This window comes from Burkholderia sp. AU33545, from assembly GCF_020419685.1.
GTDB classification, from domain to species: domain Bacteria; phylum Pseudomonadota; class Gammaproteobacteria; order Burkholderiales; family Burkholderiaceae; genus Burkholderia; species Burkholderia diffusa.
Window position 1 is genome coordinate 81673 of sequence record NZ_JAIZRQ010000002.1, and the last position, 23901, is coordinate 105573.

The window sequence follows — 23901 nt, forward strand, 5'->3', positions numbered from 1 at the left end:
GGCGCGTCCGGCGCACCATGATCAAGCCATGTCCGGCATCAACCGACGGCACGATCACGTCATCGCAAATGCGGGCATCCCGCATCGGTCCTGGTCCATACTGTCTCGCAATCGACGATTTCCCTGACCGTCTCTGCCGCCCCGGATGGCTGTCATGCGCGTTCAAACTGCGTTGCTCTTTCTCGTCGGCACCCTGCTCACCGCGGGCGGCTACGGCGCAACCTTCCTGCTGTCGATGCGCTTTCGTGCGATTGGCGGCAGCGATCTCGATACCGGAGCCGCACTGGCCGCCGCGACCGTCGGCACCTTCGCCGGTCTGGCGGTGGTCGGCTGGTTCTCGCGGCAGATCGGCGCCGCGAGAATCGCCGCGCTGTCGTCGCTGTGCATCGGCGCCGGCATCGTCGGCTTCGCACTCGTCGGGCGCGCGCCGGCGGCCGATTTGCCGTCCGGCTTCCTGGTCGGCTTCGGCTGGGGCGCGTTTCATCTGGCCGCGCCGATGTCGCTTGCCGAGCGCACGAGCGGCGCCGCCCGAAACGTGTGGTTCTTCCGTTCGGCGACCTTCCAGATGACGGGGATCGGCATGTCTCCGGCGTTCTCGGCGTATGCGATGCGCCTGCTCCACTGGTCGATCGACGACACGCTTTATGCGGTCGGCGCGCTGTGCGCGATCGCGTCGCTGATGTTCGAGGCGTTCGGTCGCCTGTGTCCGCACCCGCCCGCCGCTGCGTCCGGTGGCCGCTGGGTGCGCGAACTCCGGGCCATCTCGCGCACGCGCGCGGCCGCGCCGATCGCGATGATCGCACTCGGCACCTGCGTGTTCTCCGGCCTGATGACGTTCCAGATGACGCTCACGCAAGGCACGCAGGCGCGTGCCGGCACATTCTTCAGCCTTTACACGATGACGGTGCTGAGTGCGCGCTGGCTGCTCGGGAAATGGGTTAGGATGGCGCGCCCCGAAACCGCGACCAAGGGGTTGCTCATGATGATGATGCTCGGTGCGCTCGCCATGTTCGGCGCCGCCGAGCATGCATCGCTACAGTCCGTCGCGGCCGTGCTGCTCGGCGCCGGCTACGGACTCATGTATCCGGTCATCCAGGCGCAGGCGCTCGACGATTGCGCGGATACGCAACGGCACGGCGTGCTGACGTGGTTCGTCGCGTCGTATTTCATCGGTACGTTCGGCTTTCCGTCGGTCGGCGGCTGGGTGATGGTGCACGCCGGCAAGGGCGCGTTGCTGATGCTCATCGCGAGCTGCGGTCTCGCGGCGCTGTCGCTCGCGTTCCTGCACGACCGGCCCGCGCCGGTGCGCACTCGATAGGCGGCTGCGGGACGCCCGCTCGGTCAGCCGGGCTTCCTCGGCGCACGTGCGATGGCGAACCACCCCATCATCGCGCCCGCGACCCACGCGCAGGTCAGCAGCAGGTCGAGGTCCATCATTCCTTCGAAATTGGCACTGTTCTCGAAGCTGCAATGCCGGCTGCCGAGGAACGCGATGCAACCGCTGGCGACCCACTGGACGTGCATGAATACGTGATAGACGGCGAAAGCCGAAGCGATGATGGCGACGCGCAGGCGTAAGGTCGTTTTCATTCGGCGCCGGAGGCGGTGGGATGGTCTGACGCCGATCTTAAGACAACGACGCCGCATCAGGCAATCGATCCCGCGCGAACGTCACGACCGGCATGCACGACGGCCAATCGCCATCCGCACAAACCCCGAGAAAATCGATGGCGCCGCGCTGTCGGCACGGCTGCGTTCGGTGCTCGACGCACGCGGGTTTGCGGCATTCACGCCGCCCGACGACGGCTTTCTCGCCGGCAATCATCGCCGCCGGATCGATGACGCGCATCGCTTACGCGCCGTCGATCTGCCTGAGCGTCGCCAGGCAATCCACCGCGAGCCGCTGATAGACCCGCGTGCCATTCGCCTTCGCGTCGATCTCCGCGGCGCTGAGCCGCCGCACCACGCGCCCCGGCACGCCAGCGAGCAGCACGCCGCGCGGCACGTCGTAGCCGGCCTTCACGAACGCGCAGGCGGCAACGATCGTCGTCGCGCCGATCGTCGCGCCGTCCATCACGACCGCGTTCATCCCGACCATCGTGTCCGGTTCGAGCGTCGCGCCGTGCACGATCGCGCCATGCCCGATGTGGCTGTTCACGCCGAGCCGGCACGTCTCGCCGATGCCGACGTGCAGCACGCAGCCGTCCTGCACGTTGCTGCCTTCCTCGACGACGATCGCGCCGAAGTCGCCGCGCAGGCTCGCATGCGGGCCGATGTAGCAGCCCGCGCCGATCGTCACGTCGCCGATCACGACTGCGCTCGGATGAACGTACGCAGTCGGATCGACGCGGGGCCGCATGCCGTTGAATTCGAACAGCGGCATCGCTCAGAGCACCGCGGCCGCTTCGGGAACGAGCGTGAACAGGTCGCCGACGAGGCCGTAATCGGCCACGCTGAAGATCGGCGCTTCCGGATCCTTGTTGATCGCGACGATCACCTTCGAATCCTTCATGCCGGCCAGGTGCTGGATCGCACCCGAGATGCCGACCGCGATGTACAGCTGCGGCGCGACGATCTTGCCGGTCTGGCCGACCTGATAGTCGTTCGGCACGTAGCCGGCGTCGACTGCCGCGCGCGATGCGCCGAGTGCGGCGTTCAGCTTGTCGGCCAGCGGCTCCAGCACCGTGGTGTAGTTTTCACCGCTGCCCAGACCACGGCCGCCCGACACGATGATGCTCGCCGACGTCAGCTCCGGACGATCCAGCTTCGTCACTTCACGGCTCACGAACTGCGATTTGCCTGCATCGGCCGCCGCTTCGATCTTCTCGATCGCTGCGCTGCCGCCAACGGCTGCAACCGGATCGAAACCCGTCGCACGCACCGTGATCACCTTGACCGAATCACTCGACTGCACCGTCGCGATCGCGTTGCCCGCGTAGATCGGACGCTCGAACGTGTCGGCCGAATCGACCGCCGTGATGTCCGAGATCTGCGCGACGTCCAGTTTCGCGGCGATGCGCGGCGCGACGTTCTTGCCGTAGGCGGTTGCCGGCGCGAGGATGTGCGAGTAGTGCTCCGCGATGGTCAGCACGGTCGCTTCGATGTTCTCTGCGAGCCCGTCCGCAAGCTGCGGCGCGTCGGCCAGCAACACCTTCGACACGCCTGCGATCTTCGCCGCTGCGTCTGCCGCTGCTTGCGCGGCGTGTCCCGCGACCAGCACGTGAACGTCGCCGCCGACGAATTTGCCAACCTCGGCAGCCGCCGCCACCGCATTCAACGTCGCGGCCTTGATCGGCGAAGCCCCGCCTGCCGATACCGCATCGTGCTCGGCAATTACCAGAATCGTCATGTTCGTCCGCTCCCTCTTACAGCACCTTGGCTTCGGTCTTCAGCTTCTCGACCAGCGTCTTCACGTCCGGCACCTTCACGCCGGCCGCGCGCTTCGGCGGCTCGGCCACCTTCAGCGTCTTCAGACGCGGCGTGACGTCCACGCCCAGGTCTTCCGGCTTCACCGTTTCCAGCGGCTTCTTCTTCGCCTTCATGATGTTCGGCAGCGTCACGTAGCGCGGCTCGTTCAGGCGCAGGTCGGTCGTGACGACGGCCGGCAGTTGAAGCGACAGCGTTTCCGCGCCGCCGTCGACTTCACGCGCAACCGTGGCGCGGCCATCGGCGATCGTGACCTTCGACGCGAACGTCGCTTGCGGCAGGCCCGCCAGCGCGGCCAGCATCTGACCCGTCTGGTTCGAATCGTCGTCGATCGCCTGCTTGCCGAGGATCACGAGTTGCGGCCGTTCCTTGTCGACCAGCGCCTTCAGGATCTTCGCCACCGCCAGCGGCTCGACGCCGTCGTTCGACTCGACGAGGATCGCGCGATCCGCACCGATCGCCAGCGCCGTGCGCAGCGTTTCCTGTGCCTGGGCAACACCGACCGACACCGCCACCACCTCCGTCACGACGCCGGCCTCCTTCAATCGCACGGCCGCTTCCACCGCGATTTCGTCGAACGGGTTCATCGACATCTTCACGTTCGCGATGTCGACGCCGGTGCGGTCGGACTTCACGCCGACCTTCACGTTCGCGTCGACCACGCGCTTCACTGCCACGAGCGCTTTCAACTACGTGTCTCCTGTATCGTTTCGACCGCCGCGGCGCGTCAGCGCGCGGTGTATCCGCCGTCGATCACCAGCTCCGCACCCGTCACGTAGCGGCCCGCCGGCGACACGAGATACAGGATGCCGGCCGCGATGTCGCGCGGGCTGCCGATCTTCGCCATCGGCACGTGCGTCTGCATGTATTCGAACGCGCGGTCCGGATCCTGGCCCATCTGGCGGAACGCCTCCTCGAGCATCGGCGTGCGGATATAGCCCGGATGCACCGAGTTCGCGCGGATGTTCTTCGCCGCATACAGCATCGCATCGACCTTCGCCATCATCCGCACCGCGGCCTTCGACGCGTGATACGCCGGCACGTCGGGACCGCCGACGATCCCGTACATCGACGACAGGTTCACGATCGAGCCGCCGCCGGCCGCCTCGATGTGCGGAATCGCTGCACGCGTGCACAGGAACACGCCGTTGACGTTCACGTCCAGCACGCGCTGCCATTGTGCGAGCGTGAGTTCGTGCGTCGGCACGTTGTGCCCTTCGATGCCCGCATTGTTCACGAGCACGTCGAGGCGCCCGAAGCGCGCGACGATCTCGCCGAACACGCGCGCCACGTCGGCCTCGTGCGTCACGTCGAGCGACCAGAACGCGGCCTGGCCACCCTGCGCGCGGATCTCCTCGACCAGCGCTTCCGCCGGTTGCGACAGCACGTCGAGGATCGCGACGCTCGCGCCGGCCGCGGCCAGCGTGCGTGCCGTTTCCGCGCCGATGCCGCGCGCGCCGCCGGTGATCGCGGCCACCTTGCCGCGCAGGTCGAACAGGTCTTCGATGAGTTTCATTGTGTCTCCGTGTAGTCAGGCGAACCGGCCTCGAACGAGCCGGTCATCAAGGGCATCCGGCATTATCGCGCCGCGGCCGCGCCAGGCGCCGCCAGGAAATCAAGGCATTCGCGGTTGAAATACGCCGCGTGCTCGACCATGACCCAGTGGCCGCAGCGGTTCAGCAGCACGAAGCGCGCGTCGCGGCAGCGTTCGAGGAACGTCAGCGCGCCACCGACCGGATTGAAGCGATCGTCCGTGCCCCAGAAGCCGAGCACCGGGCAGCGCAGGTCGGCGAGCGCACCCGTCAGGTTCGGCACGCTCATCGTCGACAGCACTTCGGTCGGCTGCTCGACGCACACCTTCATCCGCTCGGCGACGAGCCCGTCGGTGACGATCGCCGGGTCGTGCACCAGCAGCGTCAGCAGCTCGCGCATGGTGTCGTCATTCATCTGGCGATTGGTGAACAGCTTCACCATCCGCTGGATTCCTTCCATCCGGAAATAGGTGTCGCGATCCTCGACGCCGCCCGGTGCCATCATGATCAGCCCGTCGACTTCGTCGGGATAATCGAGCGCGTATTTCAGCGCGATCGCACCGCCCAGCGAGTTACCGAGCAGCACGGCCGGCCCGATGCCGAGCGCGGACAGCTGCGCATGCAGCGCACCGACGAAGAAATCGAGCGTGTAGGCGACGTCGGACGGCTTCGACGACTGCCCGTAGCCGGGCAAGTCGACGACGATCGCGCGATGGCCGGCGTCCGCGAACGCGGGGTAGTTGTGCTTGAAGTTGCTGAAACCGCTGGCGCCCGGGCCGCTGCCGTGAATGAACACCACCGGGCGGCCTTCGCCCGCCTCGAAATGATGCAGGCGCAGGCCGCCCGGTACGTCGGTGAAGATGCCGGTCGGCGTCGTCGTGGGGGTCGTCATCGCGGATTGTCTCCTTCGTCGATCGATGGATGCCTGCCACGATGATTGCGCCGCCGGCGCCGGCCGGCATCATCCTTTCAGACTACGAAACCGCGCGCGCTTGTTCCTATCATCGGGCCACCGAAACGGAGACAGACGATGAACGGATTCGACTACAGCGGCAAGACGGTGCTCGTGACGGGCGGCACCAAAGGCATCGGGCGGCGCATCGCCGAGCGGTTTCTCGCGGCGGGCGCGCGCGTGTTCGTATGCGGGCGCAGCGCACCCGACACGCCGCCTTCGTCCGGCGGCCGCACGGCCACCTTCGTCGCGGCCGACCTGCGCGACATCGAGCAGGTCGACGCGCTGCTCGCGACGATCCGCGACGCCACCGGCTGCCTCGACGTGCTGGTCAACAACGCGGGCGGCTCGCCGTTCGTGCTCGCGGCCGACGCATCGCCGCGCTTCACCGAATCGATCGTGCGGCTGAACCTGATCGCGCCGCTGCAGCTCGCGCAACGCGTGAACGCAATCATGCAGCCGCAGCCGCACGGCGGCGTGATGCTGTTCATCGCGAGCGTCAGCGCATCGCGGCCCTCGCCCGGCACCGCCGCCTACGGCGCCGCGAAGGCGGGCCTCGTCAACGCGGTCACGTCGCTCGCGGTCGAATGGGCGCCGCGCGTGCGCGTGTGCGCAATCAGCCCGAGCCTCGTGCAGACGGAATCCGCGACCGAAGGCCATTACGGCGACGACGCCGCGCTCGACGCGATCCGCGCGACGATTCCCGCCGGACGGCTCGCGACGCCCGACGACGTCGCGTCGGCGTGCCTGTTCCTCGCGTCGCCCGATGCGTCGTACACGTCCGGCGCGAACCTGCGGCTCGACGGCGGCGGCGAACGGCCCGCGTTCCTGGCGGCCGCGCAAACGGAACCACGCTGACGCGCGCGACGCGACCGGCGCGCCCCGATCGTTTCCAGTCCTAGGGAAGTCATCTAGTTCATTTTGACGATTCCCTGCTACCGCGATCTCCCTACTCTGCCTCTCACGACAACCACAGTCGACCGTCGTCGATACCCCAGAGGAGACACCATGCATCAACGGATTTCGCGCCGTACCGACAAGCGGGCCACCGCCACGCTGTCGACGCTGGCCGCCGCGCTGCTCACGTGCGCCGTTCCCAACGCGCACGCAGGCAGCACGATCGACCTTGGCGCCGACACGACGCTGGACTACACGTTCACGCTGAGTTACGGCCTCGGCATGCGCACGCGTGCGCCGAGCGGCAATCTGCTGACGCCCGCGAACATCAATGGCGACGACGGCGATCGCAACTTCGCGAAGAACAAGCTGATCGAGAATCAGGTCAGCCTGCTCGGCGAAGTGAACCTGAAGCACGACGACTGGGGTGTGTTCGTCCGCGCGAGTACGTTCTACGATCAAGCCTATCACCGCCCGAACTACAACGACGCTCCGGGTACCGTGAACCAGTCGGGCCAGTACAACAACTTCACGAGCGATGCCCGCTACTGGTCGGGCGGCCACACGACACTGCTCGCCGCCTACGCGTACAACACCTTCAAGATCGGCACGACGAGCCTGAACGTCAAGGTCGGCGACCAGGTGGTCGCCTGGGGCGAAAGCCTGTTCTTCCCGAACATCGCAGGCGCGCAAGGCCCGGCCGACGCCACCAAGTCCTATGTCGCCGGCGCTCAGGTGAAGGACATCCTGCTGCCCGTGCCGCAGATCTCGACGCAGTGGCAGATCACGCCGAACTTCAGCCTGCTCGGCTACTACCAGTTCTCGTTCCAGCAGAACCGCCTGACCGCGCCCGGCACCTACTGGAGCTATTCGGACGTGGTCGGCCCGGGCGCGCAGTTCATCATCGGCCCGGGCGGGATGATCATTCCGCGCGGGGCCGACGAAAAGCCGAGCGCCCGCAACCAGTGGGGTATCGGCGCACGCTTGCGCGTGTTCGGCGATACCGAGCTCGGCGTGTATCACCTGCATTACAACGACATGAACCCGAGCGTCGTCACGTCGTTCTATCCCGTGCTTCAGTACCGGCAGACCTATTTCAACAACATCAAGCTGACCGGCGCGAGCTTCTCGACGCAGGTCGGCCCGGTCAACGTCGCGGGCGAAGCGTCATACCGCCAGGGCGCGGCCGTGCTCGTCAACACGCCGACCGGCGCGCAGGCGACGCGCGCGAACGTCACGCAGCTCAACCTGTCCGGCATCTACTCGATCGGGCCGAGCTTCCTCGCGAATTCGCAGTCGCTGGTCGGTGAAATCACGTACGTGCACGCCGGCGGCATCTCGGCCGTCGACGGCTCGACGACCCTCGCGAACTCGCGCAACGCGCTCGCCCTCGAGCTGGCCTGGACGCTCAGCTACAAGAACGTGTTCAACGGCTGGGATCTCGACGTGCCGCTCACGTACACGCATGACCTGGCGGGTACCTCGCCGCTGGCCGGCGCGCTCGGCTCGCTGACGGGCCAAGGCGACCACCGCGTGACCGCCGGCGTCACGTTCACGCGCCTGAGCAACCTGTCGCTGGCGCTCGTCTACGCGAAGTTCCTCGGTTCGCCGAACCCCGTCACGCGTCCGCTTGCCGATCGGGACTACGTGCTGGCCACGGCGACCTACCACTTCTGAGCGGCCCGGCCGCTCGTCACTCAGCAAGAAGAGGATTTCTCATGAAACGAACTCGTCTCCCCCTCCTGCGCGCGTCGGTGATGGCCGCGTGCGCGCTCGTCGCGACGGCGTCGTTCCCGAAGGTCACGCCGGACGACCTGAAGGCGCTCGACGGCCCACTCACGCCGATGGGCGCGGTGCGCGCCGCGAGCAAGGACAGCAGCGTGCCGGAGTGGTCGGGCAAGTGGCTCGGCACGCCGCCCGACGTGCAGTACAAGCGCGGCAGCCGCTACCCCGATCCGTTCTCGAGCGAGAAGCCGGTCGCGACGATCACCGCGGAGAACATGGCGCAGTACGCGGAGCACCTGACCGACGGCCAGAAGGCGATGTTCAAGCGCTACCCGGCCACGTTCAAGATCAACGTGTACCCGAGCCATCGCGACTTCCGCTACGCGGATTCCGTCTACAAGGACATCCGCACGTACGCGCCGGACTCGACGATGACATCCGACGCTAACGGCCTCACGAACGCGCCGCCGACGGTGCCCTACCCGATCCCGAAGACGGCCGCCGAGCTGCTGTGGAACCAGCGCTTCTCGTCGGCGATCGGCGCCGAGCAAGCGACCTACGACCAGGCGGTCGTGTACTCGGACGGCAACATCGCGTGGGGCAAGGTGCGCTACGACATCTACTCGCCGCGCAACTCCGGCAAGTTCGACGTGAAGAGCGACCTGAACAACCGCACGTACTACCGCAATGCGACGGAGCTGCCGTTGTCCGACCGCGGCTCGCTGATCGTCGGCTTCACGAACTGGGACAAGGCCGGCGCCGACAACTCGTCGCGCACGTGGATGTACAACCCCGGCACGCGCCGCGTGCGCCAGGCGCCCGAATACGGCTATGACCAGCCGCAGGGCCCGGGCGGCTTCCGCACCGTCGACGACGACCGCCTGTACAACGGCCCCGGCGACCGCTACGACTGGAAGATCGTCGGCAAGCGCGAGATCTACGTGCCGTACGACAACTACAAGGCAATGGACACCTCGGTGAAGTATGCAGACCTGCTGACCAAGGGCCACGAGAATCCGGCCTACATCCGCTACGAGCTGCATCGCGTGTGGGTGCTGCAGGCGACGCTGAAGAGCAATTACCGTCACCAGTATGCGAAGCGCGTGCTGTACATCGACGAGGACTCGTGGATGACGCTGCTCGCCGACAACTACGACGCGCGCGGCCAGCTGTGGCGCACCAACGTCGCGACGACGCTGTATGCGTATGACGCGAAGGTGTTCTACCCGGGCGTCGTGTTCTACCACGACCTGATCTCCGGCGCGTACATGGCCGACCGCCTGACGAACGAAGGCCCGATGCCGAAGCTCGACAACAGCCCGCAGTTCAACGAGGCGTATTTCTCGCCGGACGCGATCCGCAGTTCGGGTAACTAAGCAACCTGCTGACGCGGCACGCCCGCGACCCACGCGCCGGAGCCCCGCTCCGGCGCCCGACGCCGCCCGCGACGGCGGCCTTTTTCCATTCGAGATTCGAGGGCCCTTTCATGTCTTCCCGCCTGCATACGACGCTCGGCGACGAGCTGTACGCCGCGTGGCACGCACGCGCACCGGTCGCGCCGCTGTCGAGCCGCCCGCGCCGGCTGTCGCTCGACGACGCCTACCGCATCCAGCAGCGCTTCATCGAACGCCGCGTCGAGCGCGGCGAAGCGGTGGTCGGCAAGAAGATCGGCGTGACGAGCCAGGCCGTGCAGGACATGCTGAACGTGCGCCAGCCCGATTTCGGCATCCTGCTGTCCGGCATGCACTACGCGGCCGGCGAGGCGATTGCCACCGAATCGCTGATCGCGCCGCGCGCCGAAGGCGAGATCGCGTTCATCCTCGCGCGTGACCTGCGCGGCCCCGGCATCGACCGCACCGACGTGATCGCCGCGACCGCCGCCGTCGCGCCTTGCTTCGAGATCGTCGATTCGCGCATCCGCGACTGGGCGATCCGCATCGAGGACACCGTCGCCGACAACGCGTCGTGCGGCGTGTACGTGCTCGGCGAAGCACGCGTCGACCCACGCACGCTCGACCTCGCCGCGTGCGAAATGACGATCGAGAAGAACGGCGAGCGCGTCGCGCAAGGCCGCGGCGACGCGGCGCTCGGCCATCCCGCCGACGCCGTCGCGTGGCTCGCGAACACCCTCGCCGAATACGACGTGCCGCTGCTTGCCGGCGAGATCGTGCTGTCCGGCTCGCTCGCGAAACTGATTCCGGTCACAGCCGGCGACGCGCTGTCGATGCACATTTCCGGCATCGGCAGTTGCGACGTCCGCTTTATCTAAAGGAACGAACCTGATGAAGAAAATCAAATGCGCACTGATCGGGCCCGGCAACATCGGCACCGACCTGCTGTACAAGCTGCGCCGCTCGACCGTGCTCGAACCCGTGTGGATGGTCGGCGTCGACCCGGCATCCGACGGCCTCGCGCGCGCCCGCGAATTCGGCCTGAAGACCACCGACCAGGGCGTCGACGGGCTGCTGCCGCACGTCGCCGCCGACGACATCCGCATCGCGTTCGACGCGACCTCCGCCTACGTGCACCGCGACAACTCCGACAAGCTCACCGCGCTCGGCGTGAAGATGATCGACCTGACGCCCGCCGCGATCGGGCCGTATTGCGTGCCGCCGGTGAACCTCGACGCGCACCTCGACAGCGCGCAGATGAACGTGAACATGGTGACCTGCGGCGGCCAGGCGACGATTCCGATGGTGTACGCGGTGTCGCGCGTGCAGCCGGTCGCGTACGGCGAGATCGTCGCCACGGTCTCGTCGCGCTCGGTCGGCCCCGGCACGCGCAAGAACATCGACGAATTCACGCGCACGACGTCCGGCGCGATCGAACAGGTCGGCGGCGCGCGCAAGGGCAAGGCGATCATCGTGATCAACCCGGCCGAGCCGCCGCTGATCATGCGCGACACGATCCACTGCCTGACCGACGGCCCGCCCGACGTCGATGCGATCACAGCCTCCGTGCATGCGATGGTCAAGGAAGTGCAGCGCTACGTGCCAGGCTACACGCTGAAGAACGGCCCGGTGTTCGACGGCAATCGCGTGTCGGTCTTCATGGAAGTCGAGGGGCTCGGCGACTACCTGCCGAAATACGCGGGCAACCTCGACATCATGACCGCCGCCGCGGCCGCCACGGCCGAGCGTTTCGCCGAACAGATGCTGGCCGCTGCGGCCGCCACCGCTTGAGTCGAGGAGTCACACGATGTCACTTGCAGGCAAGAAGATCACCGTCCACGACATGTCGCTGCGCGACGGGATGCACCCGAAGCGGCACCAGATCACGCTCGACCAGATGCGCAACATCGCGCGCGGGCTCGATGCGGCAGGCGTGCCGCTGATCGAGGTCACGCACGGCGACGGGCTCGGCGGCGCGTCGGTCAATTACGGTTTCCCCGCGCATACCGACGAGGCATACCTGAGCGCCGTCATTCCGGAGTTGAAGCAGGCGAAGGTATCGGCGTTGCTGCTGCCCGGCATCGGCACCGTCGAGCATCTGCGCATGGCGCACGAACTCGGCGTCGGCACGATCCGCGTCGCGACGCACTGCACCGAGGCGGACGTGTCGGAGCAGCACATCGGCCTCGCGCGCACACTCGGGCTCGATACGGTCGGCTTTCTGATGATGGCGCACATGTCGTCGCCGGAGCAGCTCGTCGTGCAGGCGAAGCTGATGGAGTCGTATGGCGCGAACTGCATCTACATCACCGATTCGGCCGGCCACATGCTGCCCGACGACGTGACCGCGCGGATCCGCCAGGTGCGCGACGCGCTGAAGCCGGACACGGAACTCGGCTTCCACGGCCATCACAACCTCGCGATGGGCGTCGCGAACTCGGTCGCGGCCGTTGCCGCGGGCGCAAACCGGATCGATGCGGCCGCAGCTGGCCTCGGCGCCGGCGCGGGCAACACGCCGATGGAAGTGTTCGTCGCGGTGTGCGACCGGATGGGGATCGAGACGGGTGTCGACGTGTTCGCAATTTCCGACGTGGCCGAGGATCTCGTCGTGCCGATCATGGACGCACCGATCCGCCTCGACCGCGATGCGCTGACGCTCGGCTATGCGGGCGTCTACTCGTCGTTCCTGCTGTTCGCGAAGCGTGCGGAAGCGAAATACGGGATTCCGGCGCGCGACATCCTCGTCGAACTGGGCCGCCAGCGGCTCGTCGGCGGGCAGGAGGACATGATCGAGGACGCGGCGCTGACGATGGTGCGGGCGCGGGAGGCGGTGGCGCAACTTGCGTGATCGACGATATCGGGCTGCCATCGCCCGATACGCCGGCGAATCTGCGGAACGGGGCGCGATGCGCCCCGTTCTCGTTGATGCGCCCCGTTACCGCGCCAACGTGGCGAGCGCGCCGGCACGCAGGATGCGCTGACCGGCGAGGACCGATGAAAGGAATGCGGCCGGGAAACGGGGCCGGAAATCGGGGCCGGGCCAGACTCTCGTCGAACGGCCAGTGCCGTGCGTATCCGCGGTCGACGGGTGGCGGATGTCGAGCATGCGGCATGACGGGTGGTAGCGCCGTCGTATCGGTGTGGAGTCGTTCCGATCGCATGATCGCCACATCGACTGCATCGTCCCGATCGTGGCACCCCGAAGGCGCGCCTGCTGACACCACGCTGTCAGCCGGCGCGGCGCAGGATCGATTGAACATTCTTCACGGAGCGACCCATCTTGCCCAATTCAGGACATCGCGCCCCGGCCGCCATCGCAATCGCCGGAAGACGCAGCATCACGCTTCTGACCCTCTGCCTCGCCGTGCTCGTGGCGCAAGTCGACACGGCCGTCGTCAATCTCGCGACGCGCGCGATCGGTGCGTATTTCCATGCGGGCGTCGGCGCGCTGCAATGGGTCGTCGACAGCTACAACCTCACGTACGCGGTGCTGTTGCTGACCGGGGGGCTGTTCGCCGACCTCTACGGCCGGCGCCGCATCTTCATGGCCGGCACGGTCGTGTTTACCGTCGCGTCGCTGCTGTGCGCGCTCGCGCCGTCGGTGTCGGTACTGATCGGCGCACGCGCACTGGCCGGTGTCGGCGCGGCACTGCTGCTGCCTGCGTCGCTCGCGATCGTGCGCGTCGTATGGCGCGACCCGGTCGAGCGCGGCCGCGCGCTCGGCATCTGGGCCGCGTGCAACGGCGTCGCGATGGCGATCGGCCCGACCCTCGGCGGCGTGCTGATCCGGCACTTCGGATGGCGCAGCATTTTCTTCGTGGTCGTGCCGCTGAGCATCGTGGCAATGCTGCTCGCGATACCCGCCGTGCCCGAGTCGTCCGATCCGCGCGGCCGGCATGTCGACGGCGGTGCGCAAATCTCGGGCGCGCTCGCGCTCGGCACGCTCGCGTATGCGGCGATCGTGTTCCGCGAGGCGCCGGTCGCCGGTGTGATCGCGGGCGGTATCGCCATCGCGTCGTTCGTCGCCTTCGTCGCGATCGAACGGCGCCACGGCGAGGCAGCGCTGGTGCCACTCGACATCTTCCGGCGCGGCGCGTTTCGCGGCGCGATCGCCGCGACCACCGGCATGACGTTCGGGATGTACGGCGTGCTGTTCCTGCTGCCGCTCACATGGCAGAGCATCGGCCGTCTCGATTCAACCGGTGCGGGCCTCGCACTGCTGCCGATGGCGCTCGTGTTCGTCGCCGTGTCGCCTTGCTCGGGGCCGTTGTCCGAACGCGTCGGCACGCGCCTGACGACGGCGGGTGGCGTCGCCGTGATCGCGAGCGGGCTCGCGGCGATCGGCGCCTCCGCCGCGTCGTCGGGCCTGCTCGGCGCCGAGATCGGGCTCGCGTTGACGGGGCTCGGCATGGGGATCGCGACGGGGCCTCTGATGACCGTTGCCGTCGGCTCGGTGGATGCCGCGCGCTCGGGCACTGCGAGCGCGCTCGTCAACGTCGCGCGGATGACCGGCGCGACGCTCGGGATTGCGGTGCTCGGCACGTTGTTCGCGGCCGCGCACGGCGGCACGGCGGGCTTGCGCGCGGCGATGTTCGCCGGCGCGGCGGTGCAGCTGGCGGGAGCGGCCGGGGCAGCGGTCAGCGTGCGGCGCGCGCGGCAGTCGGCGTGATGCAGCGTTGCTCACTACTCATGCGCGGCGCGTAGCGCGTTCGCCGCTCTCCAGTCGCCCGGCGTCACGAGCCGGCGGCGTCAACCACGCACCGCGTCAGCGGTGCTTTCCGCCATGCCTGCGCCGCCGATGCGCCGCGCGCGCCTGCAGCAGCGACGGCATCAGCTCCTCGATGTACTGCCGCGCCTGTCCGCGCGTCACGATCTCGCTGAAGCGCTGATGGGCCTTGTCATGGCCGACCAGCGCCGCATGCGCTTTCTTCAGGATGTGCAGATACGCGACCAGGCTCGTGCCGTCGCGCACGGGCAGCGCATCGCGCGGGTCGGGGGCCGGTGTTGTACTCATGATCCGATCCTTTGCGGGCAGTCGGTGCGGCAGGTCGTGGTGACGAGCGCCAGCAGGTCGTTCGCGAGACGGTCGCGGTCCGTCAGCGGCGCGAGGCCGAACAGCCGCTCGAGCGTCGCGGCGACCGACGCATGGTCGTACGGCGTATGGTCGACCTGCCCGGCCGCGACCCACGGCGAAATCACGATCGCCGGGACCCGCACGCCATACACGTCGAACCCGAAGCCGCTCGCGTTCAACGTCGCCGTCGCGCCATCGTTCGGCGGCGGCGCGGCGCCCGGCCTGACCGAATCGTAGAAGCCGCCATGCTCGTCGTAGCAGATCACGAACAGGCTGCTCTCCCACACCGGCGAATTGCGGATCGCGTCGTACACGCGCGCGACGAGCTGGTCGCCACCGGCCAGGCCATCCATCGGGTGCTGCGAACTGCCGTTCCGGTAGGTGCCGTGCACGATGTCGCCGTAGCCGGGCTCGATGAACGTATAGCGCGCCGTATAGCCGGCCGCGAGATCGGCCTCGAAATGCGCGAGGTCGTCGATGTCGAAGAAGCTCACGCCCTTCAGCGATGCCACCTGCGGCACGTGGCCGAGCGGGTCGCCCGACTGGTCCTGGTAGATGCGCCAGTTGTCGTCGCCGAGCGCGGCGAAGATCGAACCTTTCGGATAGGGGAAGCCGTCGAAGGCGTCCCATCCGGCCATTTCCTCCCTGGTCGGCGAATGGTCGAGCCCGGCCGACGACGCGCCGTGCAGGAAGAAGCGGTTCGGCCAGGTCGGCCCCGGCATCGACGCGTGCCACGCGTCGCACAGCACGAATGCGTTCGCCAGCGCGTAAAGCGACGGCGCCTGCGTCGCGATATTGACGCCCTGCATGATCTTGCCCGCATCGGCTGGCTGCGGCGGCGTGCCTTCGGAATGCGACGTCGCGTAGTTCGACACGAATCCTGAATTGTTGATGCTCGGATAAGGTCGCCCTTTGACGAACGGCACGCCCGCGCCGCACAACTGTTCGAGCACGTCGGTGAATTCGTGGCACGGATCGGTCGGCATCCGGTCGGGTGCGCCGCCGCCGAACGGGTAGACCGCATCGCCATACGCGTTGCTGTTACCCGGTGACGCGGCAACGATGTCGGGATAGCCCGACAGCGCGAACAGATGGTCGAACGAGCGGTTCTCGAGCATCAGCACGAACACGTGCCGGATGCGGTCCTGAACCGACGAAACTGCGGGAACTGAAGGAGCTGCGGGGGCTGCGTCTGCACTCATGGCGCCTCCTGGCGTCGCGCGACGAAAGTCCTGCTGGCACGATCGCGGCGGCACTGAAAGCAACTGAAAGGAAAGGCGCTGCAGCGTGCGCGGGCCGCGAATTGCCGACGAGTGTACGGCTACGCCGGCCTGCGCGTAAAGCCGGGCACGGCGCGCGGCAGGACACGGGCATTCAGCCGACGACCGGCGTGGGTGGGGAAAGCGACGCGCGGCGAATCGACGCGTGCGGGAAAAGCGAGCCGAATCGGGCGATTCGACCGGAGAGAATGCGGCCTCGGCCGCCGCAGCACTGCCCCGCCGCTGGCGACCGCCGAACGGCGCGAGCCGCGCCGTCCATCCGGTGTGCCCGGCCGCATCAACGGGCCGGACGGGTTTCGATCGGTGCGGCGTTGCGCTGGCCGATCGCTACTGCTTTAGCGACGCGGTTGCCCGGGGCGCTGCGGACGCGTCGAATTCGCGTCCTTGTGCCGGAAGTTGATGCGGCCCTTGGTCAGGTCGTACATCGACAGTTCCAGCGTCACGCGATCGCCCGCGAGAATGCGGATGTGGTTCTTGCGCATGCGGCCCGACGCATACGCGCCGACCACGACGCCGTTTTCCAGCGTGACACGGTATTTGCTGTCCGGCAGCACTTCGTCGACGATTCCGTCCAGTTCCAGCAGTTCTTCTTTTGCCAAACCAATTCCTCCAGACAAGGTGATGACCGCGGCCGCGGCGAGCTCACCGGCGCCGTGCCCCTCAACGGGACGGCGGCCGGCGGGATGCCGGGGATCAATTCGTTCAGACGGACGACGCGTCCGTCTTGCAATCGGAGCCCGGCGCAATGCGGCGGTCGGGCGGTCGGTGGCGGCGGTGCAATCGGCACCGCGCAAAGTCGGGACCGCGCCGTGTGCGGCATGGCGACGGTCTACTCGGGTTGCAGCATGGGCCGCTGGCGACGCGGCGAGCGCTTCGCGAGGGCGTTGGATCGCACGTCGTACGGACCTGCGATGGATGAGAGAAGCACACGACCGATGCATCGTGAATTCCGCGATGCATCGGTCGTGTGCGTCGAAACGCGCAGGACGCCGGCTCGGGCCGGCATCCGCGCGAAATTCGTCCGGCAGCGGCCGCCATTCGACGGCCGGTGCCGACGCGGCTTACTGCGGCGTGATGTTCGACGCTTGCAGACCCTTCGGGCCACGCTTCACTTCGAAGCTGACCTTCTGGCCTTCGGCCAGGGTCTTGAAGCCCGTGCCGCGAATTTCCGAGAAATGGGCGAACAGATCGTCGCCGCCGTTGTCCGGGGAGATGAAACCAAAGCCCTTGGTTTCGTTGAACCACTTGACGGTACCGGTATCCACAAATACTTCCTTAATACGATTGATACGAACGATGAACATGCGCCCGTGACAGGCACAGAAAGAATCAAAAGAGGGAGAGACCAACGACTGCCGCACCGCGTGCGGCCAATGATGAGCAATCGAACTTCTTGAAGACTTCGGTCTCGGACACTACGCGGTGCGGGCCGATCCGTCAAGCTCTTTCGATGCGATGCAGGCGCGCGGCAGCGCGCGCGCCTTGCCTGGCGGGGGTGCGCGGCGATCTGGAGGCGCAGCGATGCAGCCCCTATTTTCGCCCCGTTCGCCCCCGTTCGCCCCCGTTCACCCCGTTACCGCCCGTCACCGCGGTTCGAACACGTGATGCAGCGCCGGCGGCGTCGCACCGTCGCGGATGTTCATCTCGAACGTCTTGCGCGCGACGCTCGACGGCCGCACGTCGGCCGCGTCCAGGTAGAACTGCGAATACCAGTCGCGCATCTGGTACAGCGGCCCGTCGCCTTCGCACAGCAGCGGGTTGTCGATGCGCGTCTTGCTGTGCCAGATGTCGACGTCCTCGTAGAACGCGCGCTGCGCTTCCTTCACGTATGCGTTCGCGATCTCCATGTTCTGCGCGTCGCTCAGGCCGGCCACCTTCTTCACGATCACACCGTAGCGCAGCTCGAAGCTGTTCATGTCGATCGGCACGTGGCAGTTCAGCAACACCGAATGGATCGGCTGCCCGCCGCTTTGCCCCGTCATCTGCGTGATGTGCACGGCCGGCCCGAAATACGTCGACAACGCCGTCAGGCTGTCGCCGCCGAGCTTCTCGCTGCGACCGACCATCAGCTGCGTCGCCTTGTGATCCTCGAACAGGTTCGCGAAATAGTCGATCGGTGCGCGGTGCACGGTCGCGAAGTGCGCGACGTCCGAGATGTTGTCGACCAGCTCGCGGCAATTCGCCTGGATCACCATCTTGTCGACGACCCAGTCCGACCATTCGTCGGAGAAGCACACGTCGAGGCGCGGAATCGCGACTTCCGGCGGCGGCGCGTTGCCTTCCGGGTCGTTCCACACGAACAGCAGGTTGTTTTCCTCGCAGGTCGGCCACGCGCCGATGCGCGCCTTCGGCGGAATCCGCTTGCAATACGGGATCGACGCGCACTGCCCTTCGCCGTTCCACGCCCAGCCGTGGAACGGGCACACGAGGTTATCGCCTTCGACCTTGCCGAGGCTCAGGTCGGCGCCCATGTGCGGGCAATACGCGTCGACGACGTTGATCTTGCCGGTCGAATCGGCGAACGCGGCGAGCTTGCGGCCGAAGACGTTCAGCGTGTGCGGCTTGCCGTCCTTGTAGTCGCGGGCGAGCCCGAGGCAGTGCCAGCCGCGCGCATAGCGCTGCGCGAGCGGCTGGGCTTCGATCTTGTAAGGGCGTGCGGACATGTGGGTTGACTCCTCTTGGTGGGACGCGCGGCGGCCCGCCGCGCACCGGGTAACGGGGGTTGCGTCGCTCAGCGCACCGGATTGCCGGGTTCGAGCGTGCGTCTCGGCTTGAGCGCGGGTGTCGGCGCGGCCTGCGGCGATGCCGGCTGCGGCTCGTGCGACACGCGGCGCTCGGCGCGCTCGACGCCGAGCCATGCGGCCAGCGCGGGCAGCAGGAACACCGCGCCGAACAGGTTCACGAGGAACATGAACGCGAGCAGCACGCCCATGTCGACCTGGAATTTCAGCGCGGAGAACGCCCAGGTGCCGACGCCGATGAACATCGTGACGGCCGTGAACAGCGCTGCGGTGCCGCGCTGGCGCATCGCGTCGGCGAATGCGTCCGGCAGCGTCGCACCGTGGCGGAGGTCGTGCTGCAGGCGTTCGTACAGGTAGATCCCGTAGTCGACGCCGACCCCGACGCCGAGCGTGATCACCGGCAGCGTCGCGACCTTCAGCCCGATGCCGAGCCGCGCCATCACCGCGTTGCACAGGATCGACACCAGCGTGAGCGGCACGATGATGCACAGCACCGCGCGCCACGAGCGGAACGTGACCGCGCACAGCAGCGCGATCGCGCCGAAGATCGACAGCAGCATCGCGATCTCCGCGTCGCCGACCGCCTCGTTGGTCGCCGCCATCACGCCGACGTTGCCGCCCGCGAGCCGGAACGCGACGTTCGGCGTGGGGTTCTCGGCCGCGAAGCGCTTGATCTCGTCGACGATGTGCGCGATGGTCGTGCCTTCGTGGTTCTGCGTGTAGATCAGCACCTGGATCGCCTTGCAGTTCGCGGTGTTCATCCCGTTGTCGGGATCGAACGCATTGGCGCCCTGCGTGAGCCCGTCGCTGGAGCGCGGCAGCGCGGCCCAGCGCGGGTTGCCTTCGTTGAACGCGGCGATGAACACCTTGCCCTGCGACGACACGCTCGTGACCGACTGCACGCCCGCCACACCGCGCATGTTCATCTCGAACTTCTCGATCGCGCTCATCACCGGGTAGTGCAGGCACGCGTCGTCGAAACCGGTCGTCTCGACGATCACCGACAGCACGTCGACACCGATGTTGTACTGGTGCGTGATGGCTGCGTTGTCGATGTTGTAGCGCGAGTTCGCGCGCAGCTCCGGGGCACCGGTGCCGATGTCGCCGATCTCCAGCTTGCGCGACTCGAGCGTGCCGTATGCGAGCAGCGCGAGCGCCACGGCGAACACGCCGAGCGCCGGCGCCGGCCGCGCGAACACCGCGAAGCGCGACCACTTCCCGCTGCCGCCCGCGGCGGCCGTGCGCTGGGCGCGCACGAGCGTGCCGCGCTCGAGGCGCGTGTACGACAGCAGGATCGGCAGGAACACCTTGTTGGTGACGATCATGAGCAGCACGCCGAGGCACGCGGTGATGCCGAGCTCGCGCACGATGTCGATCCGGATCCGCATGATCACCATGAAGCCGAGCGCGTTGGTCAGCAGCGCGACCGTGCCCGGCACGAACAGCTTGCGGAACGCGTCGCGCGCGGCTTCGACCGACGACGCGCCACGCACCAGCGCCTGCTTCCACGCGTTGGTCATCTGCACCGCATGCGACACGCCGATCGAGAAGATCAGGAACGGCACGAGGATCGACATCGGGTCGATGCCGAGCCCGAGCAGCGGCAGCGCGCCGAGCAGCCAGACGACCGGCAGCAGCGCGACGACGAGCGCGAGCACGGTGGTTTTCAGCGAGCGCGTATAGGCGAACAGCAGCGCGGCCGTCACGAGGAACGCCAGCGCGAAGAACGCCATCACGCCGGCGATCCCGGCCTCGACGTCGCCCACCAGCTTCGCGAAGCCGATGATGTTGACGTCGATGCCCTGCTTCGCGTAGCGCGCACGGATTTCCTCGAGCTGGCGCGCGACCGCGCTGTAGTCGAGCCGCTTGCCGGTGGCCGGATCGGTCTCGCGCAGTTCCGCGCGGATCAGCGCCGACTTCAGGTCGTTGCCGACCAGCCGGCCGATCTGCCCGGAGCGCGCGACGTTGCGGCGCACCTTCGCGAGATCGTCCGGGTTCGCACTCGAGAACTGGCCGGGCACGACCACGTCGCCGCGAAAGCCGGCTTCGGTCACTTCCGTGTAGTGAACGTTCGGCGTGAACAGCGAGAACACGCGCGAGCGGTTCACGCCGGGGATGAAGAACACGTCGTCGGTCGCGTGGCGCAGCGCGTCCATGAACGTCTGGTTGTAGATGTCGCCGTCGCCCTTCCAGCGCAGGCTGACGAGGATCGTGTTCGCGCCGGGGAACGCGCCCGCGTAGCGCTCGAACACCTGCATGTACGGGTGCTGCATCGGGATCATCTTGTTGAAGCCCGGATCGAGCTTCAGGCGCGTCGCGGACAAGCCGAGCGCGAGCGTCACCGCGACGCACAGCAGCATCAGCAGCCGGCGCTGCCGGATGATCGTGTCGGCGCAGCGCTCGACGAACGCGGCGAGGCGCGATGCGGGAACGGCTTCGGTGGGGCGTGACAGGTCGTTCATGGATTTCTCGGGTCGGAACGGACGGGACGGACGATGCGGGCGAAACGGGTCGGCTCGGCGAGGCGAACGGATGCGGGCGACGGCAAGCGCCGCCGCGCATCAGGACGGCGACGCGGCGAGCGGCGCGACGCCGGCCTCTCCGCCGAGCAGCAGCGCGCCGGAGCCCATGTCGAGCACGGCCGCGAGGCTCTGCACGCCGCCGAGCTTGCGCACGTCGAAGGTCAGGCCGCCGTCGCGCGACGCGACGATCGCGCCGCCCTGGCCGACCAGCACGAGTTCACCGTCGGCAAGCTGGGTCGCGCCGAAGTACGACACCGGCAGGCGGCTGTCGACGTGCGTCCAGGTCGCGCCGCGATCGGTGCTGCGCAGCACGTTGCCGCGCATGCCGTACGCGACCCAGTCGCCGTTCGCGAGCATCAGCGCGCCGAACAGCGAGCCTGCGTACGGCGACGGGAGTGTGTCCCAGGTTGCGCCGTTGTCGGTCGAGCGCAGCAGCGTGCCGCTCTCGCCCGCGATCAGCAGGTTGCCGTGGCTGTCGCCGACGATCGCGTTCAGGTGGCGGTCGCCCGCCGGCGTCTTCAGCGGCTGCCACGTGAGTCCGGCATCGTCCGAGCGCAGCAGCTGGCCGAAACTGCCGGCCGCGAACAGCGGGCCGTTCGCGCTGCCCCAGACGGACAACAGCGGATCGGAACGCGCGTGGTCGCTGTGGACCTCGCGCCAGTGCACGCCCGCGTCGTCGCTGCGCACGATCCGGCCGTCGTGGCCGACCGCGATGCCGAGCGTCGGCGTGATGAAGCTCACCTGCGTGAGCGTCGAGCCCTGATCGGGCGTGACCGACGCCGGCCGCCAGCGGCGGCCCGCATCGTCGCTCAGCAGAATCACGCCGCGCTCGCCGACCGCGACGATGCGCGTGCCGGCGCGGGCGAGCCCGTTGATCTGCAGGCGGTCCGCATGGATCGCGGTGACCGGGAACGCCGGCAGCGGTCGCGGCGAGAACGCGAACAGCGCGGCGCCGAGCACAAGCGCCGACATCGTGAGTCCTGGCAAGGTACGTTTCATCGGTTGTCTCCTGTCCTGGCAAGCGGCCCGGGCCCGCGCCGACGCGCTCGCCCTGCCGCTGCAAGTCTCCGGGCCGTCGGTCGTTGCCGCGGCCTCGCATGGTTCCGAATGGATGGCGGCCGTTCCGGGCTGCCGGTCCGGCTGCGTCGAATGCCGTTACGCGCCGACCTCGAACAGCGCGGCGGCACCCATCCCGCCGCCGATGCACATCGTCACGACCGCATGCCGCACGCCGCGGCGCGCGCCTTCGAGCAGCGCGTGCATCGTCATCCGCGTGCCCGACATCCCGAACGGGTGGCCGAGCGCGATCGCGCCGCCGTCGACGTTCAGCCGCTCGTCGGGAATGCCGAGCGTGTCGCGGCAATACAGCGCCTGGCACGCGAAGGCCTCGTTCAGCTCCCACAGCCCGACGTCGCGCACGGTCATCCCGAAGCGCGCCAGCAGCTTCGGGATCGCGAACACCGGGCCGATGCCCATCTCGTCCGGCTCGCAGCCGGCCACGGCCAGCCCGCGGAAGGTGCCGAGCGGCGCGAGCCCGCGATGCGCGGCTTCGGCGCGCGACATCACGACCACCGCCGCCGCGCCGTCCGACAGCTGCGACGCGTTGCCGGCCGTCACGAACTCGCCCTGCTCGACGACCTTGCCGCCGCTCCACGACGGCTTGAGCCCCGCGAGCCGCTCGGCCGTCGTATCGGCGCGCACGCCTTCGTCGCGCGCCGCGCGCACGGCCTCGTGACCGGTCAGGTTGCCTTCCTTGTCGAACAGCGCGCGCGTCACGTCGAGCGGCGCGATTTCCGCGTCGAAGCGGCCGGCCGCCTGCGCGTCGGCCGTGCGCTGATGGCTCTGCAGCGCGAATTCGTCCTGCGCCGCACGCGAGATCCCGTAGCGGCGCGACACGATCTCGGCGGTTTCCATCATCGCCATGTACGCGGCCGGCTGGTGGTCGAGCACGGCCTGCGAACGCGCGCGGTAGCCGTTCTTGTGCTTGTTCTGCGTGAGCGAGATCGATTCGACGCCGCCTGCGACGACGATCCGCGCGTCGCCCGCGCCGATGCTGCGCGCGGCGCTCGCGATCGACATCAGGCCCGACGAACACATGCGGTCGATCGCCATGCCGGGCACCGACGCCGGCAGCCCCGCCGCCGCGGCCGACAGGCGGCCGATGTTGTAGCCCTGCGTACCCTGCTGCGCGGCGCAGCCGATCAGCACGTCGTCGACGTCGGCCGGCGCGACGCCCGCGCGTTCGAGCGCGGTGCGCACGACGTGGCCGCCCAGCGCGGGCGCCTCGGTGTCGTTGAACATGCCGCGAAACGCCTTGCCGATCGGCGTGCGTGCGACGGAAACGATGACTGCGTCTTCCAT

At 68.0% G+C, this 23901-nt stretch carries 23 protein-coding genes; 8 read left to right on the forward strand and 15 right to left on the reverse strand.

Annotation, left to right across the window (positions count from 1 at the left end):
- Positions 1-154 precede the first annotated feature (154 nt).
- Positions 155-1318, forward strand: coding sequence for an MFS transporter (locus LGM71_RS06220; protein WP_226114291.1), 1164 nt, complete (start codon positions 155-157; stop codon positions 1316-1318).
- A gap of 23 nt (positions 1319-1341) precedes the next feature.
- Here the strand turns inward: LGM71_RS06220 and LGM71_RS06225 are convergent, their stop codons facing one another.
- From LGM71_RS06225 to LGM71_RS06255, 7 genes are all read right to left on the reverse strand, one after another.
- Positions 1342-1590 carry a hypothetical protein gene (locus tag LGM71_RS06225; protein ID WP_059600512.1) on the reverse strand — a complete coding sequence of 83 codons (249 nt, stop codon included), beginning with the start codon at positions 1588-1590 and terminating at the stop codon, positions 1342-1344.
- Positions 1591-1627: 37 nt separating this feature from the next.
- Entirely contained in the window at positions 1628-1849 is a 222-nt protein-coding gene (locus LGM71_RS06230) for a hypothetical protein (protein ID WP_226114292.1), read from the reverse strand.
- Between the two features lie 3 nt (positions 1850-1852).
- Entirely contained in the window at positions 1853-2383 is a 531-nt protein-coding gene (locus LGM71_RS06235; protein WP_226114293.1) for a transferase hexapeptide repeat family protein, read from the reverse strand.
- A gap of 3 nt (positions 2384-2386) precedes the next feature.
- Positions 2387-3349, reverse strand: coding sequence for an electron transfer flavoprotein subunit alpha/FixB family protein (locus LGM71_RS06240; RefSeq protein WP_226114294.1), 963 nt, complete (start codon positions 3347-3349; stop codon positions 2387-2389).
- A gap of 16 nt (positions 3350-3365) precedes the next feature.
- Positions 3366-4115: an electron transfer flavoprotein subunit beta/FixA family protein gene (locus LGM71_RS06245; RefSeq protein WP_226114295.1), complete on the reverse strand. Its 750-nt coding sequence runs from the start codon at positions 4113-4115 to the stop codon at positions 3366-3368.
- Positions 4116-4153: 38 nt separating this feature from the next.
- Complete coding sequence (locus tag LGM71_RS06250; protein WP_226114296.1) at positions 4154-4942, reverse strand: SDR family NAD(P)-dependent oxidoreductase; 789 nt, start codon at positions 4940-4942, stop codon at positions 4154-4156.
- Positions 4943-5004: 62 nt separating this feature from the next.
- On the reverse strand, positions 5005-5850 hold the full coding sequence (locus LGM71_RS06255; RefSeq protein ID WP_226114297.1) for an alpha/beta fold hydrolase: 846 nt from the start codon (positions 5848-5850) through the stop codon (positions 5005-5007).
- Between the two features lie 138 nt (positions 5851-5988).
- On the opposite strand from LGM71_RS06255, the gene LGM71_RS06260 reads away from it, so the two are divergent.
- The 7 genes from LGM71_RS06260 to LGM71_RS06290 all read left to right on the forward strand — a co-directional run bounded on the left by LGM71_RS06260 (position 5989) and on the right by LGM71_RS06290 (position 14592).
- Positions 5989-6768: an SDR family oxidoreductase gene (locus tag LGM71_RS06260; RefSeq protein WP_151049457.1), complete on the forward strand. Its 780-nt coding sequence runs from the start codon at positions 5989-5991 to the stop codon at positions 6766-6768.
- 150 nt (positions 6769-6918) lie between these two features.
- The gene (locus LGM71_RS06265) at positions 6919-8484 is read left to right on the forward strand and encodes a DUF1302 domain-containing protein (protein ID WP_124622805.1); all 1566 of its coding nucleotides are present in this window, start codon (positions 6919-6921) and stop codon (positions 8482-8484) included.
- 41 nt (positions 8485-8525) lie between these two features.
- Positions 8526-9908, forward strand: a complete 1383-nt coding sequence (locus LGM71_RS06270) for a DUF1329 domain-containing protein (RefSeq protein ID WP_151049461.1) — start codon at positions 8526-8528, stop codon at positions 9906-9908.
- 110 nt (positions 9909-10018) lie between these two features.
- Positions 10019-10801: a 2-oxopent-4-enoate hydratase gene (gene dmpE, locus LGM71_RS06275; RefSeq protein WP_124903970.1), complete on the forward strand. Its 783-nt coding sequence runs from the start codon at positions 10019-10021 to the stop codon at positions 10799-10801.
- Positions 10802-10814: 13 nt separating this feature from the next.
- Positions 10815-11714, forward strand: a complete 900-nt coding sequence (locus LGM71_RS06280; protein ID WP_151049463.1) for an acetaldehyde dehydrogenase (acetylating) — start codon at positions 10815-10817, stop codon at positions 11712-11714.
- A gap of 16 nt (positions 11715-11730) precedes the next feature.
- Complete coding sequence (gene dmpG / locus LGM71_RS06285) at positions 11731-12771, forward strand: 4-hydroxy-2-oxovalerate aldolase (protein ID WP_226114298.1); 1041 nt, start codon at positions 11731-11733, stop codon at positions 12769-12771.
- 432 nt (positions 12772-13203) lie between these two features.
- A complete protein-coding gene (locus LGM71_RS06290) occupies positions 13204-14592 on the forward strand; it encodes an MFS transporter (RefSeq protein ID WP_226114299.1) in 1389 nt (462 codons plus the stop codon).
- A 96-nt stretch (positions 14593-14688) separates the two neighbouring features.
- Here LGM71_RS06290 and LGM71_RS06295 read toward each other — a convergent pair whose 3' ends face one another.
- The 8 genes from LGM71_RS06295 to LGM71_RS06330 form a co-directional block, all read right to left on the reverse strand.
- Positions 14689-14937 (reverse strand): hypothetical protein, encoded by a 249-nt coding sequence (locus LGM71_RS06295; protein WP_226114300.1) that lies wholly within the window; start codon positions 14935-14937, stop codon positions 14689-14691.
- A complete protein-coding gene (locus LGM71_RS06300) occupies positions 14934-16199 on the reverse strand; it encodes an alkaline phosphatase family protein (protein WP_226114301.1) in 1266 nt (421 codons plus the stop codon). Before LGM71_RS06300 ends, LGM71_RS06295 begins: the two co-directional genes overlap by 4 nt.
- Positions 16200-16612: 413 nt before the next feature.
- Positions 16613-16876, reverse strand: a complete 264-nt coding sequence (gene infA / locus LGM71_RS06305) for a translation initiation factor IF-1 (protein ID WP_059600526.1) — start codon at positions 16874-16876, stop codon at positions 16613-16615.
- Positions 16877-17338: 462 nt separating this feature from the next.
- Complete coding sequence (locus tag LGM71_RS06310) at positions 17339-17542, reverse strand: cold-shock protein (protein WP_006483056.1); 204 nt, start codon at positions 17540-17542, stop codon at positions 17339-17341.
- Positions 17543-17860: 318 nt separating this feature from the next.
- Entirely contained in the window at positions 17861-18940 is a 1080-nt protein-coding gene (locus tag LGM71_RS06315; protein ID WP_124622820.1) for a Rieske 2Fe-2S domain-containing protein, read from the reverse strand.
- Between the two features lie 68 nt (positions 18941-19008).
- Positions 19009-21480: an efflux RND transporter permease subunit gene (locus tag LGM71_RS06320; protein WP_226114302.1), complete on the reverse strand. Its 2472-nt coding sequence runs from the start codon at positions 21478-21480 to the stop codon at positions 19009-19011.
- A gap of 99 nt (positions 21481-21579) precedes the next feature.
- Entirely contained in the window at positions 21580-22539 is a 960-nt protein-coding gene (locus tag LGM71_RS06325) for a WD40/YVTN/BNR-like repeat-containing protein (RefSeq protein ID WP_226114303.1), read from the reverse strand.
- A 156-nt stretch (positions 22540-22695) separates the two neighbouring features.
- Positions 22696-23901 carry an acetyl-CoA C-acyltransferase gene (locus tag LGM71_RS06330; RefSeq protein ID WP_226114304.1) on the reverse strand — a complete coding sequence of 402 codons (1206 nt, stop codon included), beginning with the start codon at positions 23899-23901 and terminating at the stop codon, positions 22696-22698.

Excerpts from the sequence above, each read along its gene's own strand:
- LGM71_RS06220 (WP_226114291.1), top strand. The coding sequence starts at position 155 with ATGCGCGTTCAAACTGCGTTGCTCTTTCTCGTCGGCACCCTGCTCACC.
- LGM71_RS06225 (WP_059600512.1), bottom strand. The coding sequence starts at position 1,590 with ATGAAAACGACCTTACGCCTGCGCGTCGCCATCATCGCTTCGGCTTTC.
- LGM71_RS06230 (WP_226114292.1), bottom strand. The coding sequence starts at position 1,849 with ATGCGCGTCATCGATCCGGCGGCGATGATTGCCGGCGAGAAAGCCGTC.
- LGM71_RS06235 (WP_226114293.1), bottom strand. The coding sequence starts at position 2,383 with ATGCCGCTGTTCGAATTCAACGGCATGCGGCCCCGCGTCGATCCGACT.
- LGM71_RS06240 (WP_226114294.1), bottom strand. The coding sequence starts at position 3,349 with ATGACGATTCTGGTAATTGCCGAGCACGATGCGGTATCGGCAGGCGGG.
- LGM71_RS06250 (WP_226114296.1), bottom strand. The coding sequence starts at position 4,942 with ATGAAACTCATCGAAGACCTGTTCGACCTGCGCGGCAAGGTGGCCGCG.
- LGM71_RS06255 (WP_226114297.1), bottom strand. The coding sequence starts at position 5,850 with ATGACGACCCCCACGACGACGCCGACCGGCATCTTCACCGACGTACCG.
- LGM71_RS06260 (WP_151049457.1), top strand. The coding sequence starts at position 5,989 with ATGAACGGATTCGACTACAGCGGCAAGACGGTGCTCGTGACGGGCGGC.
- LGM71_RS06265 (WP_124622805.1), top strand. The coding sequence starts at position 6,919 with ATGCATCAACGGATTTCGCGCCGTACCGACAAGCGGGCCACCGCCACG.
- LGM71_RS06270 (WP_151049461.1), top strand. The coding sequence starts at position 8,526 with ATGAAACGAACTCGTCTCCCCCTCCTGCGCGCGTCGGTGATGGCCGCG.
- dmpE (WP_124903970.1), top strand. The coding sequence starts at position 10,019 with ATGTCTTCCCGCCTGCATACGACGCTCGGCGACGAGCTGTACGCCGCG.
- LGM71_RS06280 (WP_151049463.1), top strand. The coding sequence starts at position 10,815 with ATGAAGAAAATCAAATGCGCACTGATCGGGCCCGGCAACATCGGCACC.
- dmpG (WP_226114298.1), top strand. The coding sequence starts at position 11,731 with ATGTCACTTGCAGGCAAGAAGATCACCGTCCACGACATGTCGCTGCGC.
- LGM71_RS06295 (WP_226114300.1), bottom strand. The coding sequence starts at position 14,937 with ATGAGTACAACACCGGCCCCCGACCCGCGCGATGCGCTGCCCGTGCGC.
- LGM71_RS06300 (WP_226114301.1), bottom strand. The coding sequence starts at position 16,199 with ATGAGTGCAGACGCAGCCCCCGCAGCTCCTTCAGTTCCCGCAGTTTCG.
- LGM71_RS06315 (WP_124622820.1), bottom strand. The coding sequence starts at position 18,940 with ATGTCCGCACGCCCTTACAAGATCGAAGCCCAGCCGCTCGCGCAGCGC.
- LGM71_RS06320 (WP_226114302.1), bottom strand. The coding sequence starts at position 21,480 with ATGAACGACCTGTCACGCCCCACCGAAGCCGTTCCCGCATCGCGCCTC.
- LGM71_RS06325 (WP_226114303.1), bottom strand. The coding sequence starts at position 22,539 with ATGAAACGTACCTTGCCAGGACTCACGATGTCGGCGCTTGTGCTCGGC.
- LGM71_RS06330 (WP_226114304.1), bottom strand. The coding sequence starts at position 23,901 with ATGGAAGACGCAGTCATCGTTTCCGTCGCACGCACGCCGATCGGCAAG.